Source organism: Acidiphilium sp. JA12-A1 (genome assembly GCF_000724705.2).
Taxonomy (GTDB): domain Bacteria; phylum Pseudomonadota; class Alphaproteobacteria; order Acetobacterales; family Acetobacteraceae; genus Acidiphilium; species Acidiphilium multivorum.
The window spans coordinates 99,893-114,249 of the sequence record NZ_JFHO01000004.1 but is presented as its reverse complement, the minus strand read 5'-3'; the positions used below and the strand labels follow the sequence as shown (position 1 = coordinate 114,249).

Below are 14,357 nucleotides of genomic sequence, written 5' to 3'. Positions count from 1 at the left end.
CAGCGGTTGTTGCCAAATGGAATCGGCCCTGTTCCGATTGCCTGACGGGCAGGTTCTTTCGCCCCGCCGTCCTTCTTCCCGACTGTCACCGTGGCGATCATACCCGCCGCAAGAAATCTGCCCGGCGGAATGCGGTCCAACGCGATATGGACCGGAATGCGCAGCGAAAGTCGCACCCACGAATACATTGGATCGGCGCGCGGCAGCCCCCGTGCCCCGCGCATCGGTGACCGCGATTCCCGGACCGATCGCCTCGAGTACCCGTGTGGAACCTGGCCGGGTCCGGCCATAGTGCGACGCGCACCGGCACCCCGCGGCGGATGCTTCTGAGCCCGGTTTCCTCAAAAATAGGCGGCCACCCGTCTCCGCCGCATCAGGCACACTCATCGCCGCATTGCCGGCATGGGCATGATCTCAAATCTTGCCCTGCATGCTGGCGATCATGCCCGTGCCGGCCATGTGGCAAGCCGTTGACGAAGGCATTATCGAGCAACGGGATTACTGACCGCCAGGACCGTCCAGGCGGCCCAGCGGTGCGTGTCGGAATCGAGCGCGATGCCACATAGAGAGCCAGCAGGCCGCGAGCTCCATGCGTAATGCGAAGGCGGCATCGATTGGGCGATCGAGCGCCACGGCGGCGAAACGCGGAAAACGAGGGGCTTCCATGACGTGATGTAAATATTCATGTCAGTCGCAAGTGGTTATTCCTGCGCCGGACTTTATCTCATACAAAAATAGTACTGATTCGAGCAGAGGCCCCGGCGATGGACCAGCTTTCCCTGATCAACACTTTCATCCGGGTTGCCGAGCGGGGGTCGTTTTCGGCCGTGGCCCGGGACTTCAACACGTCGCAACCGGTAATCTCCAGGCAGATCGCCGCTCTGGAGGACCAACTCGGTGTCCGGCTGATCCAGCGGACAACGCGCCGGCTGTCACTGACCGAGGACGGACAGACCTATCTCGAACATGCGAAGGCGGTCGTGGACGCCATGGACGCGGCGAATGCCAGTGTGGGCAGCGCGCGCAAGACCCCGACCGGGCAGGTCCGCCTCGGCGTGCCCACCGCCGTTGGCCTCTACCTCGCCGCCCGCCTGCCCGAATTCTTCGCCCGGCACCCGGAAATCTCGCTCGACCTGAAGATGCGCGACGGGGCATTCGACCTGATCGAGGAAGGACTCGATCTGGTGATCTCCATCGCCGAAGCGACCCAAGCCAGCGTGATCACCCGGGTTCTCGGCACGGCAACCTCGGTTCTTGTCGCCTCGCCCGCCTATGTCGCCGCGCGCGGCGCACCGGAAACCCCGCGGGATTTGCTGAAGCACGAATGCATCGTCTACACCCGGCCGGGGGCTGACCGGGAATGGCGTTTCGCGCGCGATGGGGTCGAGGAAAGCGTGAATGTGCAGGGACGGTTCCATGTCGACTCGAGCGAGGCGGTGCGCCGCGCCGCGCGCGCCGGTCTTGGAATCGCACTGCTGCCGCGCCTGACCACGATCGACGATGTCGCCGCCGGCCGTCTCATTACCGTCCTCGACGCCTTCGTGCCGATGCAGGTGAAAATCCATGCAATTCTGCCGTCACGCCGCTATGTGCCGGCACGCACCCGCGCCATCCTCGATTTCCTGCGCGAGGAATTCGAGCACACACCGTTCCTGCAGTCCACATCCGGTCTCGCCGGGGTGCCTCAGGCACCTATTTTCGACTGATGGGTCGCGGCCTGCCCATCGGGCACGGATAGTCGCATTCAGTGGCCGACCACACCCTGCCGCCGGGCCGAATGCATGAGAACGGGCTCAACCGGCCCGTAGGTCGTGGTCAGGGCCAGCGATGGCTGACCCGGCAACGCAGGCAACGCCCTTGCCAGACGAACCCCGCCGAACGCGGACCCGAAGCCGGCCAGCAGCGCAACCGCAAAGGATGCGACGGCAATCAGTTTCTGCACGATCAAACTCCGAATACTGGCAAACGACGAAGGCAGGCGGCTTGGTGCCCGCCCATGCTGCAGTGCGATATGGCGCAGCCAGCCCAAATCAGCCATGCTGATTTTCACATTTCTTTCATAATTCGACCGGATGAATTGCGCCCTCGGCGTAACCTTCAGCCGCGGCGCAGCCCCTCGACCAATGCTTCCGCCTGGGCTTGTTCAAGATCGAGAGCGCGTTCGGCAACGTCGCGGGAGAAGCCGCCGCGCGCGAGGGAAGCAAGAGCACGGTCCCTGCCGCCCTGCCCAAAGGGCGGCAGACGGCGGCGGCGCAGATAGGCACAGGCGGCGGCGAGATCGCTCGCCGGATCAGCCGGCAGCAGGCGTGCCGCCAGAGCGGCATCAACTCCCTTGCCGGCAAGATGGGCAAGCGCCGCCCGCCGCGATTTGCCCTGCCGGATCAGCCGTCGCGCGCGGGACTCGGCGAAGGCCGCGTCATCCACCGCTCCCGCACCGCGCATCGCCGCCACCACGCGAGGCACCGCTTCACGGGCCGCGCGCAACGCGGAATCGATAATCTCCGGCGCGAGTCCCGCCTCTCCCGCCGCCCTCGCCCAGCGGTCGATCCGCCGGGAAAGCACCCGGGAAAGACCGGCCTCGGTCGCCGCGAACCGCGCAAGATGGGCCAGCGCAGTTTCACGCAATGCCGCCTCATCCGGCGGCTTCGGAAGTGATTTTTCGGCCTTGCGGGCGTGGCGCTGCATGGCCCCATCCTGCCATGCAGCACGGTCAGACCGGAAGCCTGCTTGACCAGGGGCACCAGCGGGAGATAGTGCGGCGCAACAGCAAGGAGTGAATCAATGGCCAAGTCCCCCGTCCGCATCGCTGTCACCGGCGCAGCAGGGCAGATCGCCTACGCGCTCGTCTTCCGCATCGCCAGCGGCGCGCTGCTCGGCCCCGATCAGCCGGTGATCCTCCACCTTCTCGACCTGCCGCAGATGCAGGGCGCGCTCGGCGGCGTCATGATGGAGCTGGAGGACTGCGCCTTCCCCCTGCTCGCCGGCATGGTCGCGACCGATGATCCGAAGGTCGCCTTCAAGGATATCGACATCGGCTTCCTGGTCGGTGCCCGCCCGCGCGGCAAGGGCATGGAGCGCAAGGACCTGCTCGGCGCCAACGCCGAGATCTTCACGGTTCAGGGCCGCGCCCTCAACGAGGTTGCGAAGCGCTCCGCGCGCGTGCTGGTCGTCGGCAATCCGGCCAACACCAATGCCTATATCGCGATGAAATCCGCGCCTGACCTTTCGCCGGACTGCTTCTCGGCGATGATCCGGCTCGACCACAACCGCGCCGCCTCGATGCTCTCGGCCAAGGCGGGCGTCAATGTCGGTGATGTCGGCAAGCTGATCGTCTGGGGCAACCATTCCCCAACCATGTATCCGGACTACCGCTTCGCTGAAGCCGGCGGCCGCAAGCTCGCCGAAGCCATCAACGACGAGGCCTGGAACCGCGACGTCTTCATTCCCACCGTCGGCAAGCGCGGCGCCGCGGTGATTGAAGCCCGCGGCGCGTCCTCGGCGGCGTCCGCCGCGAATGCCGCCATCGACCAGGTGCGCGACTGGGTGGTCGGTTCGGATGGCCGCTGGGTCTCGATGGCGATTCCCTCCGACGGCAGCTATGGCATCCCCGAAGGCATCATGTTCGGCGTGCCCGTGACCACCCAGGGAGGTGTCGTTACCCGGGTGCCGAACCTCGCGATCGACGCGTTCGCACAGTCCAGGCTCGACATCACGCTGAACGAACTCAAGGAAGAACGCGAGGCGATCGCGCACCTCCTGGCCTGAACCACCGCCGGGCCTCGGCGCATGGATCATGTCGAAATGGCCGAATACGATCCGGCCTGGCCCGGCATGTTCGAGACCGAGGCCCGACTGCTGAAAAGGGTGCTGCCTCCCGGATTCATCGTGCGCATGGAGCATATCGGCAGCACCGCGGTGCCCGGTATCGCCGCGAAACCAGTCATCGACATCCTCGCCGGCGTTCGGGATGTCGAAGAGGCGAGGACCATCGCGTCTCCCCTGCTCGCACCCCACGGTTACACGATCTGGACCGGCAATCCCTTCACCGACCGGATCATGTTCATCAAGGGTCTGCCGCCCGCCGCCGTTCGGCGAACACACCACCTGCACATGGCTCTCCTCGATGGCGCCATGTGGGATACCCTCGTCTTCCGTGAACTGCTGCGCGCAGATGCCGCCGAGCGCGTCGCCTACGAAACTCTGAAGCGCGATCTTGCGATCCGCTTCCGCGACGACCGGAACGGCTACACCGCCGCGAAGTCCGAACACATCCAGGCCGCCATGCAGCGGGCACGAATGAACGTCAGCCGTTGAGCGCCGGCGCGACGGCCGTGCCGCCGCGTGAGGCGGTCATTCATGAGTCGTCGTAACGGACCGCCTTATTGTCGTGGTCGTCGCCGCGCCGGGCGGCGCCATCGGCGATGGCGGTGCTGTCGTGGTCTGTTCGGTGGTCGTGGTCGTGGACCGAACCGGAGGTGGGCCGCCGCAGCCGGCCAGCGTTACCCCTGCGGCGGCAAGACCTGCAATGGCCACAAGCCGGCAGCCTGGATTACGCATGAACAGAATCCTCTTTCCGTAAAGCGGCATGGAATTCTCCTTTTGATAATACAACAATAATTTGCCTGCCGAGATGAGGTATGACTGACCGCCTTTTAGTTCTACTTAAAATTTGATTACGATAAAGCCTATCAATTTGACACCATTGTCCAATTACTGCCTTGATTTCGCCATAGCCGACACCGATCATGGCGAATGCTGCACGAGGGGTGCCCCAATTCGCGTGAACTCGGCACGCTGGTTCCCTCGGCCCGGGACCCGACGATCAGACGGTGAATTGTTCGCGGATGATCCGTTCCGACAGGGCCCGATCCGGATCGGAGAGGATCCTTGCGCAGACAGAGCGATCCTCGCTCGCCGCCACTGATATGACCCGCCGCACCTCGGTGAAGTCGGCCACGGCAGCCACCGGCCGCTTTTCCGATTCGAGAATCTCGAACAGGATCTCGCTGTTCGACGGCAGCAGCGCCCCTCGCCACCGGCGCGGCCGGAAGGCCGAAATCGGTGTGAGCGGCAGCAGATTGGCGGTGAGCGGCACGATCGGCCCGTGGGCGGAAAGATTATAGGCGGTCGAACCCGCCGGGGTAGAGACCAGCACGCCATCGCAGATCAGTTCCGCGAGGCGCACCCTGCCATCGATCGAGATCCGGATCTTCGCCGCCTGGCGCAACTGGCGCAGCAGGCTCACCTCGTTGAAGGCGAGCGCTTCCTCGACGGCGCCGGTCGAGGTCACGGCATGCATCCGCAACGGATGGATGTCGTTGCTCTGCGCGCGCGCAATGCGCGCCGGCAGGTCGGCCTCGGCGAAATCGTTCATCAGGAAGCCGACCGAGCCGCAATTCATGCCATAGACCGGCAGTTCGCGGTCGATCATCCGGTGAATGGTCTCGAGCATCAGCCCGTCCCCGCCAAGCGCCACGACCACTTCGGCCGCCTCAGGGCCGGAATCGCCGTATAACGCGACCAGCCGCTCCCGCGCGTCCTGGGCCTGTTCGGTCGAGGCTGCGGTGAAATGAATACGGGTCAAGCGAGCTTGCGGTGTTCGAGAACCGGCATGTCGCGCCGCACTTTCGCACCCCGGGCGGGATCGATCCGCGCGGTGGCGAAACCGGGTCCGTCGGAAACGCGGGCGACGATGCTGCCCCAAGGATCGGCGATCAGCGAATTGCCATAGGTGAACCGTGTCTCGCCGCGGCCGTCGCGATGGGGGCCGACGCAGGCCGCCGCCGCGATCCAGCACTGGGTCTCGATGGCGCGGGCACGGAGCAGAACGTCCCAGTGATCCTTGCCGGTCTGCAAGGTGAAAGCCGCCGGCACCATGATCAGATCCGCCCCAGCACGGTGCAGGGCGAGATAAAGTTCAGGAAAGCGCATATCGTAACAGATCGACAGGCCGACGGTGAGCCCGCCGATGCGGCATGTGACCACCGCATCACCAGCGCCATAGGTCGCGCTCTCGCGATAGCCCTGCCCGTCCGGCGTCGTGATGTCGAACAGGTGAATCTTGCGGTAACGCGCGATTTCCCGCCCGTCCGGGTCGAATACAAGGGTCGTGTTGTAAAGCCGGTCGCCACCCTGCTCGCCAATCGAACCGCCATGGACATGAATGCGGTGACGCCTGGCGGTCTCGCGCAGGAATTCATAGGCGTCGCCGCCCGTCTCGCCCGATCCCGCCGCGGGAAGCACCTCGGCGGCCTCTGTCTTGGCCGCCCGGTCGCCACCAAGGCAACTCCAGACCTCCGGCAACGACACGAGGCCAGGCCGGTCGGCGGCAACGGCCGCGTCGATCAGCCCTCGCGCCTGGGCGATATTGGCGCCCTTTTCGGCGCCCGGCGTCATCTGGATGACGGAGAGGCGAAGCGTATCGTCCTGCATCACTCTATCGTGCGCCAGGTGCCGAGCGCAGGCAAGCGCACTATTCGGCCGCCCGTCGTGCCGCAAAATGGGCCGCGAGCCGTTCCACGGCCTCATCCAGCACCGCCTCGCGCTTGCAGAAGGCGAACCGCGCGTAATGCCGTGGCGCCTCGCCCGGATAGAACGCGGAAACCGGAATGGCAGCCACCTTCGCGTGTTCGGTGATGTGCCGGCAGAAATCGGCATCGTCGCCGTTGAAACCGAGCGGCGCGAAATCGGCCGTGACGAAATAGGAGCCGTGGCTCGGCAGCACGCCGAAGCCGATCCGCCGCAATCCTTCCGAAAGCCGGTCGCGCTTCGCCGCGAGATCGGACGCGAGCGAGGCGAAATAGGCATCGTCCTTGGCGAGCCCCACCGCCACCGCGCGCTGCAGGTTGGGCGGCGTGGTGAAGGTAAGGTTCTGGTGCGCCCGCGCGATCACCCCCGCCAGCCGCGCCGGCGCAGTGACATAGCCAATCTTCCAGCCCGTCAGGCTGAACGTCTTGCCGGCGCTGCCGATGCGCACGCAGCGCTCGCGCAGGCCGGGCAGGCTCATCAGCGGGATATGCTGCAGTCCATCGAAAACGAGATGCTCGTAAACTTCGTCGCAAACCGCATAGCAGTCATGCTTGACGAGAAGGTCGGCGATGAAGCCGAGCTCTTCGCGAGTGAATACCTTGCCCGTCGGGTTCATCGGCGAATTGAGCAGCAGCAGCTTTGTCTTCGGCCCGAACGCGGCCGCCAGTTCGGCCCGCGGCAGCGCCCAGTCCGGCGGGTTGAGCCGCACGAGCCTGGCCGTCGCCCCCACCAGTTGCACCACCGGCAGATAGGTATCGTAGAGCGGTTCGATCAGCACGACCTCATCACCGGGATCGAGCAGGGCGAGCAGGCTTGCGGTAATCGCTTCGGTCGCGCCGGAGGTCACCACCACCTCGCGCGCCGGATCGGCCTCGATTCCATAGAAACGCCTGTTCGCCGCCGCCACCGCTTCGCGCAGTTCGGCCACGCCGGTCAGCGGCGGATACTGGTTGCGCCCGTCACGCAGCGCCGCGGCAGCGGCCTCGATCACGTCTGCCGGGCCATCAGTATCGGGAAATCCCTGGCCGAGATTGATCGCCCCATGCTCGACCGCGAGCGCGGACATGATGGTGAAGATGGTCGTGCCGATATTGTCGAGCAGCTGGTTGGGCAACTTCACGCGTCTCACTCCGTACGACTGGGCCTCCGCACTATCGCGACGCCGGGCGGAAGGGCAAGGGGTTTAGCGGACCGGGCTTGATTCGTGGGCAGTAATTGCTGTTTCCTTAGGCACGACTTCTGCCGCCCCGGTAGGCAATGCACGTGCAGCAATGGCCAAGCGATATTGGCACGGTGCATGCATCAAAATTTCGTGCCGGCCGGGATGGCCGGTGCGCGCATCTGCTCGCCGGGATAAACCGCAACAAGGAGGGTGCCCGTCTCGGATCGGGCGTGAACCGGATGAAGAAAATCGAAGCGATCATCAAGCCGTTCAAGCTGGACGAGGTCAAGGAAGCCTTGCACGAGGTCGGGCTTCAGGGCATCACGGTGATGGAGGCGAAGGGATTCGGGCGGCAGAAGGGCCACACCGAACTCTATCGCGGTGCCGAATATGTTGTGGATTTCCTGCCGAAGGTGAAGATCGAGGTGATCTGCGAGGATGCCGTTGCCGAACGCGCGATCGAGGCCATCACCAATGCCGCGCGCACGGGCCGCATCGGTGACGGCAAGATTTTCGTCTCGACGATCGAGGAAGTCATCCGCATCCGCACCGGCGAAAAGGGCGAAGCGGCGATCTGACTCTTTCAAACCTTCCTTCAAACCCAACGAGAGCGGAACCGCATGGGGCGGGCCCGCACAATGACCAGCAGTGAGGACGACAATGGCGAAGAAGCCCGCCGGTAGCGGCGATGCGATCAGCAAGGTGATGGCCATGATGAAGGAGAACGGGGTCGAGTATGTCGACCTGCGGTTCACCGACCCGCGCGGCAAGTGGCATCACACCGCCCAGCACATCTCGACGATGGGCGAGGACGCGTTCCGTGACGGCATCATGTTCGACGGTTCCTCGATCGCCGGCTGGAAGGTCATCAACGAGAGCGACATGATCCTGATGCCGGATCCTGAAACCGCGGTGATGGACCCGTTCGCGGCGAAGCCGAGCATGGTCATTTTCTGCGACATCCTGGAGCCTTCGACGGGCCTGCCCTACTCGCGCGACCCGCGCTCGACCGCCAAGAAGGTCGAAGCCTATGTCCGCGCTTCGGGCGTCGGTGACTCCATCCTGTTTGGCGCGGAAGCCGAGTTCTTCATCTTCGACTCCGTGCGCTTCGGCACCGGCGGCAATTTCGGCACCTACCAACTCGACAGCATCGAAGGCCCCGGCTCCTCGCTGAAAGACTACCCGGAAGGCAACATGGGCCACCGCCCGGTGGTGAAGGGCGGCTATTTCCCGGTTCCGCCGGTCGACTCCGAGAGCGACCTGCGCGCCGAAATGCTCTCGACGATGGGCGAGATGGGCCTGCCGATCGAGAAGCACCACCACGAGGTGGCGCAGAGCCAGCACGAGCTCGGCACCAAGTTCGGCACGCTGGTGCAGATGGCCGACCAGATGCAGATCTACAAATACTGCGTCCACAACGTCGCCCACAGCTACGGCAAGACGGCGACGTTCATGCCGAAGCCGATCTATGGCGACAATGGCTCCGGCATGCACACCCACCAGTCGATCTGGAAGAACGGCAAGCCCCTTTTCGCCGGCAATGGCTATGCGGATCTGTCCGAGCTCTGCCTTTACTACATCGGCGGCATCATCAAGCACGCCAAGGCGCTGAACGCCTTCACCAACCCGAGCACGAACAGCTACAAGCGGCTGATTCCGGGCTTCGAGGCGCCGGTGCTGCTGGCCTACTCGTCCCGGAACCGCTCGGCCTCCTGCCGCATTCCCTACACCACGAACCCGAAGGCCAAGCGCGTCGAAGTCCGCTTCCCCGATCCGACCGCGAACCCCTATCTGGCCTTCGCCGCGATGGCGATGGCCGGGCTCGACGGCATCAAGAACAAGATCCATCCGGGCGACCCGATGGACAAGAACCTCTACGACCTGCCCCCCGAAGAACTCCAGGGCATTCCCACCGTCTGCGGCTCGCTCCGCGAGGCGCTGGAATCCCTTGCCGCCGACCATGACTTCCTGCTCGCCGGCGACGTGTTCAGCAAGGAACAGATCGAGAGCTATATCGCGCTGAAGTGGGAAGAAGTGTACCGCTTCGAGCATACGCCGCACCCGGTCGAGTTCGAAATGTATTACTCGGCCTGATCCGGTCGGATACGAATGATCATCGGAGACCGGTCCGGCATGCCGGACCGGTCTCCCCCGATTGTGGTGCGGGTCGATTTGTTGCCTGCCCATCGCATTTCATCTAGGAATTCCAGTCGGAAATTGTGAAGGGGCGTTAGCGCCCGCCGGGGGTTCCCGTTGAGTTTCGAATTCGCGGAACGCAAGCTGGCCGCGATCATGGCGGTCGATATGGTCGGATTCTCGCGGCTGCTCGGCCAGGATGAGCCCGGCACGCTGCGACGCCTCGCCAAAGCGCGTGCCGAAGTGATCGATCCGGCAGTCCATACCCATCATGGTCGCGTGTTCAAGGCGACCGGGGATGGCGCTCTCGCCGAATTCCCGAGTGCGGTGCTGGGCCTGCGCTGCGCCATCGAGATCCAGACACGCCTGCACGAGCTCGACGGTGAAGACAACGCGCCCGCACCTCTCCGGTTCCGCATCGCCGTGCATCAGGGCGAGGTTGTCATCGATGGCGATGATCTGCTGGGCGACGGCGTGAATGTTGCCGCCCGCCTTGAACGTCTTGCGGAACCTGGAGGAATTTGCATCTCCGCCCGCGTGCAGGAGGATGCCACCGGCAAGATCCCGCTGCGCCTGGTCGATCTTGGCCCGCATCGTCTGCGCAACATCGCCCGCAGCGTGAACGTGTTCCGCGTGGCGTTACCCTGGCAGGAACACGACGACCCGGAGTCGGAGCGCACTTTCGTTCGGATGGCTCCGTCGCGCCACTATCTGCTTATCCCGGCGGAAGGACGAGCGATCCGCGAAATCCCGATTGGCCCCGAACCGCTCACGATCGGCAGGACACCTCCCTGCCCGGTGGTTCTGCGCGACCGCGAGGTTTCGCGGCAGCACTGCCAACTGGAACTCCGCAATGACGAAGTCTGGCTGACCGATCTCGACTCGTCCAACGGCACGTTTCTCGATGGCAATCGCCTCTCCGGCCCGGCTCTGCTGGCGCATGGTGCGGTCATCCGCCTCGGCAACCAGGAGCTCATCTACCATAACGGCGGTGCCACGCCGCTCAGTTCTGCCCCGCAGGCGATCGGCGCGCCCGACCCCCCGCCCTGACGACCGGCCCGCATCCGAAGGGAGACCATCGAGCATGAGCAACGCCGTCCTGGTTCTCAACGCCGGTTCGTCGAGCCTCAAATTCGGCATTTTCGATACCGAAGACGGCCAGCCCCGGCGCGCGCACGGCATGATCGAGCGGATCGGCGAGGCGCCGCATTTCCAGGGCTTCGATGCCGAAGGCCGGCCCGTCACCGAACGGCGCTGGGAGACTGGCGCGGCCATGACGCACGAGGATCTGCTCGGCCCGCTGCTTGACTGGGCCGATGATCATCTCGACAGCGACCACCTCGTTGCTGTCGGGCACCGAATCGTCCACGGCGGCCAAAATTTCGCGGCGCCAGTCCGGCTCGACGAGGCGGTCATCGCCGCACTCGCGGCACTCACTCCGCTCGCCCCGCTGCACCAGCCGCACAACCTCGCCGCGGTGCGCGCCATCGCCCGCCTGCGCCCGAACCTGCCTCAGATCGGCTGTTTCGACACCGGGTTTCACCGCACCATGACCGACGTCGCAACCCGGCTGCCCCTGCCTGCGCGTTATCACGAAGCCGGTGTGCGGCGATATGGTTTCCACGGCATTTCCTATGAATACATCGCCCATGCCCTCGCGGCGGCCGACCCCGCACGGGCGGCCGGCAAGGTCATTGCCGCTCATCTCGGCAACGGTGCCAGTGCCTGCGCGATGCTGGCCGGCCGATCGGTGGAATCGAGCATGGGCTTCACCGCGCTCGACGGGCTGATGATGGGCACTCGCCCCGGCACGCTCGATCCGGGCGTGGTGCTCTACATGGTCGAACAGGAACAGCTCGACGCCAAGGCCATCAGCCGCTGTCTCTACAGCGAATCCGGCCTGCTCGGTGTTTCCGGCGAGGCATCGGACATGCGGACGCTGCTTGTCAGCGACCGCCCGGAGTCCCGCCTGGCGGTCGACCTGTTCTGCCATCGCGCGGCCCGCGAGATCGCCGCGCTGACCGTCGCCCTCGGCGGGCTTGAAACCCTGGTCTTCACCGCCGGCATCGGCGAACACGCCGCGCCGGTGCGGCGGATGATCTGCGCCCGCCTCGCCCATCTTGGCATCGTGCTCGATGACGCTTCGAACGAACGGCATGCCCCGGTAATTTCCGCCTCCGCGTCCACGATCGAGGTGCGGGTGATCCCGACCGACGAGGAGGCGATGATCGCCCGGCACACCATCGCCCTCCTCTCCGGCTGACCGCCCGGATTGCGAATTGCCACCAAAACATCATCCACGCGGGCAATGCGCTGCTCTAAAGCCATGCCCGGCGGCCGCGACCTGCCCGGTCCGGCTGACAGGCACGCGTGTCCGCATGCGGTGGGTCACGGCAACAAGGGAGTTCCTGAATGAAACGCGCACTCATCATCGCCTGTTCGGCGCTCTCCGCCGTTAGTGTCGCGGCTCTCGCCGCAACCGGGCATGAGGTCGTCACCCAGCCCGATGCCCGCGGCATCGTCCGGAAGATGATGGACGCACCGCAGCCCATGCCGAGCGACGCGGAAATGACGGCCATGGTCCGTCGCAAGATCAAATACGTCTTCGTGCTCTATCAGGAAAACCGTTCCTTCGACTCGTATTTCGGCACCTTCCCCGGCGCCGACGGGCTTTATTCGCAGCCGGCCTCGAAAACCCCCGGCTTCGTGCAGACGCTGATCAACACCAACGGCAGCCGGACCACGATTTCGCCATTCCGCATCGGCCCGAAGCAATACGCCTGGGATACCGACGACATCGATCACTCCCACGCCCGCATCGTCGCCAAGATGCATGTCGTGAACGGCACCGCCCGCATGGACCGTTTCGCGATCACCGAGGAGAAAAAATATTCTCCGCATGGCGATCCTTCGCTCGAAGCCAAACAGTTCGGCGAACTCTCCATGGCTTACGAGGACTGCGACACGGTGCCTTTTCTGTGGCGCTACGCCGATCGCTTCGTCCTGTTCGACCATGTCTTCCAGGACATTGCCGGCCCCTCGACGCCCGGCAATCTCTCGATCTTCGCCGCCCAGACCGGCCTGACCCAATGGGCGTTCCACCCGAATGAGGCGACCGGGACCTTCAAGGGAGGGCCGGAAACCACCAACGCCGCCGGCGGGCGGATCAGCGAGGCAGGCGCCGGTGTCCCGGTGGTCACGGACGACGACCCGTTCTGGGGCTCGCCGCTCGATCCCGACCCGAAGGTGCCGGTCAATCCTCACGACTTCACAAGCCCGCACGGCGCGCATGTGCAGATCAACCAGACCTATGCCTCGCTGGCCCTGACCACCGCGGGCCACGAAATCCGGCGCGAAACCGCGCATGACGAAAATCCGCGGCTCGACCTCGCCGATGTGCGGCAGGACATCGCCTATCTCGCCGCACACGGCCAGAAGCCGGTCGACTGGGGCTGGTACGAGGAAGGCTACGGCAAAGCTGTCAGCGCCGCGCACGAGGGCCCGACCGATGCCGACGGCGTGCACGCCGCCTACATCACCCACCACAACGGTCCGCAGTATTTCGGCTACGTCGCCAACAATCCGGCGGAACGTGATCACCTGCACGGCGCCTCCGCCTTCTTCACGGCGCTGAAGACGGGCGGCCTGCCGGCCACGGGCGGCGTGTTCTATCTCAAGGGCGGCTATCTCAACGACATGGGCCTGACGCCGGACAACCCGAGCGCCAAGGCGCGCAGGAATTTCCGCGGTGACGACGATCATCCGGCCTACTCGGACTCGCAGATCAGCGAGGCCTTCGTCGCCAGGGCGGTGAATGCGATCGCCCGCAGCCGCTACTGGAAACACGCGGCAATCATCATCACCTGGGACGATTCGGAAGGCGATTACGACCATGTGCCGCCACCGATCGTGGTGAAGGGGCCGGACCACGAGCCCCTCACCTTCGGCCCGCGCGTGCCGCTGATCGTCATTTCGCCCTATGCGCGGGTGCACCAGATCTCCCATGCCGTTGGCAGTCAGGCCTCAGTGGTGAAATTCGTCGACAAGGTATTCGGTCTCACCCCGCTCGCCCTTCTGCCGGACGAGATGAAGGGCCGCCGCCTGGGCCTGAAGGAATTCGGCGAGGCGAATGTCGGCCCGGCCGACGCGATCACACCGGACACGACGGACCTGATGACCGCCTTCGACCCCGCGCGCCTCGACGGCAAGGCCCGCCCGCTGCCGCCGAGCTACGCCATCATCCCTGATCACGACATCACCACCCTGCCGCAATTCGGGGGCAAGGGCTGCCAGGCCGACGGCATCGTCCCGACCGATGTCGCAAAGGGCATCCACACGAAAATCCCGGCCGACTTCAACCCGCTGCCGAAGACCAATCCGTCCGCCTGAACGCCTTTGGCAGTCCCGGCGCGACCTCCCCGATCGGATGGCATCATTCGATCGGGCATCGGACGCGGCGGCCGGCGTGCTTGCAACATCCAGGGCCGCCGCCCCATATGTCCGGTGAGACACGTTCCGTCCGGGGAGATTG

At 65.0% G+C, this 14,357-nt stretch carries 13 protein-coding genes; 8 read left to right on the top strand and 5 right to left on the bottom strand.

The window, feature by feature from the left end; genetic code table 11:
• Positions 1 to 764: 764 nt before the first annotated feature.
• On the top strand, positions 765 to 1,706 hold the full coding sequence (locus tag RT91_RS01200) for a LysR family transcriptional regulator (protein ID WP_007422516.1): 942 nt from the start codon (positions 765 to 767) through the stop codon (positions 1,704 to 1,706).
• 38 nt (positions 1,707 to 1,744) lie between these two features.
• Here the strand turns inward: RT91_RS01200 and RT91_RS01195 are convergent, their stop codons facing one another.
• Together RT91_RS01195 and RT91_RS01190 are read right to left on the bottom strand one after the other, a co-directional pair.
• Positions 1,745 to 2,050 (bottom strand): hypothetical protein, encoded by a 306-nt coding sequence (locus tag RT91_RS01195; RefSeq protein ID WP_007422515.1) that lies wholly within the window; start codon positions 2,048 to 2,050, stop codon positions 1,745 to 1,747.
• 47 nt (positions 2,051 to 2,097) lie between these two features.
• A complete protein-coding gene (locus RT91_RS01190) occupies positions 2,098 to 2,685 on the bottom strand; it encodes a regulatory protein RecX (RefSeq protein ID WP_035185226.1) in 588 nt (195 codons plus the stop codon).
• A gap of 96 nt (positions 2,686 to 2,781) precedes the next feature.
• Between RT91_RS01190 and RT91_RS01185 the strand changes: the two genes are divergently transcribed.
• Positions 2,782 to 3,765 carry a malate dehydrogenase gene (locus RT91_RS01185; protein ID WP_035185224.1) on the top strand — a complete coding sequence of 328 codons (984 nt, stop codon included), beginning with the start codon at positions 2,782 to 2,784 and terminating at the stop codon, positions 3,763 to 3,765.
• Between the two features lie 36 nt (positions 3,766 to 3,801).
• Positions 3,802 to 4,314, top strand: coding sequence for a GrpB family protein (locus RT91_RS01180; protein ID WP_240314137.1), 513 nt, complete (start codon positions 3,802 to 3,804; stop codon positions 4,312 to 4,314).
• A gap of 508 nt (positions 4,315 to 4,822) precedes the next feature.
• Here the strand turns inward: RT91_RS01180 and RT91_RS01175 are convergent.
• From RT91_RS01175 to RT91_RS01165, 3 genes are read right to left on the bottom strand one after another with little or no spacing between them, the layout of a single operon-like run.
• Positions 4,823 to 5,584, bottom strand: a complete 762-nt coding sequence (locus RT91_RS01175) for an NAD kinase (protein ID WP_007422511.1) — start codon at positions 5,582 to 5,584, stop codon at positions 4,823 to 4,825.
• Positions 5,581 to 6,435 (bottom strand): carbon-nitrogen hydrolase family protein, encoded by an 855-nt coding sequence (locus RT91_RS01170; protein ID WP_012040515.1) that lies wholly within the window; start codon positions 6,433 to 6,435, stop codon positions 5,581 to 5,583. The genes RT91_RS01175 and RT91_RS01170 overlap by 4 nt, the downstream gene beginning before the upstream one ends.
• Before the next feature lie 37 nt (positions 6,436 to 6,472).
• A complete protein-coding gene (locus RT91_RS01165; RefSeq protein ID WP_007422509.1) occupies positions 6,473 to 7,648 on the bottom strand; it encodes an aminotransferase in 1,176 nt (391 codons plus the stop codon).
• A 281-nt stretch (positions 7,649 to 7,929) separates the two neighbouring features.
• Between RT91_RS01165 and RT91_RS01160 the strand changes: the two genes are divergently transcribed.
• From RT91_RS01160 to RT91_RS01140, 5 genes are all read left to right on the top strand, one after another.
• Complete coding sequence (locus RT91_RS01160; RefSeq protein WP_012040513.1) at positions 7,930 to 8,268, top strand: P-II family nitrogen regulator; 339 nt, start codon at positions 7,930 to 7,932, stop codon at positions 8,266 to 8,268.
• An 82-nt stretch (positions 8,269 to 8,350) separates the two neighbouring features.
• On the top strand, positions 8,351 to 9,784 hold the full coding sequence (glnA, locus tag RT91_RS01155) for a type I glutamate--ammonia ligase (RefSeq protein WP_007422507.1): 1,434 nt from the start codon (positions 8,351 to 8,353) through the stop codon (positions 9,782 to 9,784).
• Positions 9,785 to 9,943: 159 nt separating this feature from the next.
• Entirely contained in the window at positions 9,944 to 10,876 is a 933-nt protein-coding gene (locus RT91_RS01150) for an adenylate/guanylate cyclase domain-containing protein (protein ID WP_012040512.1), read from the top strand.
• Positions 10,877 to 10,910: 34 nt separating this feature from the next.
• Complete coding sequence (locus RT91_RS01145) at positions 10,911 to 12,089, top strand: acetate/propionate family kinase (RefSeq protein ID WP_035185218.1); 1,179 nt, start codon at positions 10,911 to 10,913, stop codon at positions 12,087 to 12,089.
• A 149-nt stretch (positions 12,090 to 12,238) separates the two neighbouring features.
• The gene (locus RT91_RS01140) at positions 12,239 to 14,215 is read left to right on the top strand and encodes a phospholipase C (RefSeq protein ID WP_012040510.1); all 1,977 of its coding nucleotides are present in this window, start codon (positions 12,239 to 12,241) and stop codon (positions 14,213 to 14,215) included.
• The last annotated feature ends 142 nt before the right edge of the window (positions 14,216 to 14,357 follow it).

What these genes read in the sequence shown, in the direction of transcription:
- RT91_RS01200 (WP_007422516.1), top strand. Translation starts at nt 765, where the DNA reads ATGGACCAGCTTTCCCTGATCAACACTTTCATCCGGGTTGCCGAGCGG.
- RT91_RS01190 (WP_035185226.1), bottom strand. Translation starts at nt 2,685, where the DNA reads ATGCAGCGCCACGCCCGCAAGGCCGAAAAATCACTTCCGAAGCCGCCG.
- RT91_RS01185 (WP_035185224.1), top strand. Translation starts at nt 2,782, where the DNA reads ATGGCCAAGTCCCCCGTCCGCATCGCTGTCACCGGCGCAGCAGGGCAG.
- RT91_RS01180 (WP_240314137.1), top strand. Translation starts at nt 3,802, where the DNA reads ATGGCCGAATACGATCCGGCCTGGCCCGGCATGTTCGAGACCGAGGCC.
- RT91_RS01160 (WP_012040513.1), top strand. Translation starts at nt 7,930, where the DNA reads ATGAAGAAAATCGAAGCGATCATCAAGCCGTTCAAGCTGGACGAGGTC.
- glnA (WP_007422507.1), top strand. Translation starts at nt 8,351, where the DNA reads ATGGCGAAGAAGCCCGCCGGTAGCGGCGATGCGATCAGCAAGGTGATG.
- RT91_RS01145 (WP_035185218.1), top strand. Translation starts at nt 10,911, where the DNA reads ATGAGCAACGCCGTCCTGGTTCTCAACGCCGGTTCGTCGAGCCTCAAA.
- RT91_RS01140 (WP_012040510.1), top strand. Translation starts at nt 12,239, where the DNA reads ATGAAACGCGCACTCATCATCGCCTGTTCGGCGCTCTCCGCCGTTAGT.